Source organism: Streptococcus sp. HMSC071D03, assembly GCF_001812125.1.
Classification (GTDB): domain Bacteria; phylum Bacillota; class Bacilli; order Lactobacillales; family Streptococcaceae; genus Streptococcus; species Streptococcus pseudopneumoniae_N.
On the sequence record NZ_KV807754.1, the window covers coordinates 1 to 1,209 of the forward strand.

Annotated in this window: 1 protein-coding gene; it reads right to left on the minus strand. The window is 38.6% G+C overall.

Features of this window, described 5'->3' with window-relative positions; translation table 11 throughout:
- Window positions 1-165 precede the first annotated feature (165 nt).
- A complete protein-coding gene (locus HMPREF2837_RS05805) occupies window positions 166-1,092 on the minus strand; it encodes an aldo/keto reductase (protein ID WP_049548828.1) in 927 nt (308 codons plus the stop codon).
- Window positions 1,093-1,209 lie beyond the last annotated feature (117 nt).

The following is a 1,209-nucleotide window of genomic DNA, read 5'->3' on the forward strand; positions in this document are numbered from 1 at the left end:
AGTTGTAGTACTTTTTTCGAGGCTCTTTTGTCTTATTCTTGTTTCAATTGACTATATTTCCCTCATTTTACTATATTGCTTAAAAACTATCAAGGTAAATTATAAACAACAAAAAACCGTTTTTCAACGGCTTTTTGACTGTGATTTCTTAAAATGCATTTTTTCCTATGGCAAATCATTCCCAGCTGCTAGGTAAATCTCATACCATTCTTTTCGAGTTAGGTTAACATGACTTGCTTGGCTTGCCTCTATTAAATGCTTAGGATTGGTGGTTCCTACTACTGCCTGCATCTTAGCTGGGTAGCGTAATACCCAAGTGATAGCAATAGCTGATGGGCTCACACCGTATTTTAAGGCTAATCGATTGAGGACTTGGTTTAGTTGTTGGAACTTCTCATTGTCGACAAAATTCCCTCTGAAATATCCGAATTGCAAGACTGACCAGGCCTGAATAACCATGTCGTTTAATTTGCAGTATTCAAAGACGCTACCATCACGCAAAGCTGCCTTATCACCTTCCATATTGACATGGAAACCTGATTCAAATCCTGGCGTGAAAGCTGCGCTTAGCTGTAATTGATTGATAGATAAAGGTTGTTTGACTTCTTTCTTCAGCAATTCCATCATCATAGGATTTTGATTGGACACACCGAAGTCTCGAACTTTACCTGATTTGTGTAGAATTTCAAAGGCTTGAGCCACTTGATCAGCTTCCATCAAAGCATCTGGACGATGGAGAAGCAAGCTATCTAGATAATCAACCTGCAATCTTTTTAGAATCCCGTCTACTGATTCTAAAATATAATCTTTTGAAAAATCAAAATAGGTAAATTCTTCTATGCGAATGCCACACTTGGACTGGATCCACATCTTTTCTCGCAGGTCAGGACGATGCTTTAACACTTGACCCAGTAATTCTTCGCAACGACCACCACCGTAGATATCTGCCAAGTCAAAGGCATTGATTCCTACAGATAGGGCTGTTTCAACCAACTCCTCAACCTCTTTAACCGACTTGTCACTGATTCGCATCATGCCTAGAACGATTTCGGACAATTCTCTTTTCTCTTGACCAAATGGAATGTATTTCATGGCAATTTCCTCCGTTTTTCTTCATTATAAAGCAGAATGATACTTTTATCAACTGATACCTTGCAAAAGAAAAGAACCAGTTTAAACGGCTCTATAATTTCTGTAGTGGGTAAATCC

What these genes read in the sequence shown, in the direction of transcription:
- HMPREF2837_RS05805 (WP_049548828.1), bottom strand. Translation starts at nt 1,092, where the DNA reads ATGAAATACATTCCATTTGGTCAAGAGAAAAGAGAATTGTCCGAAATC.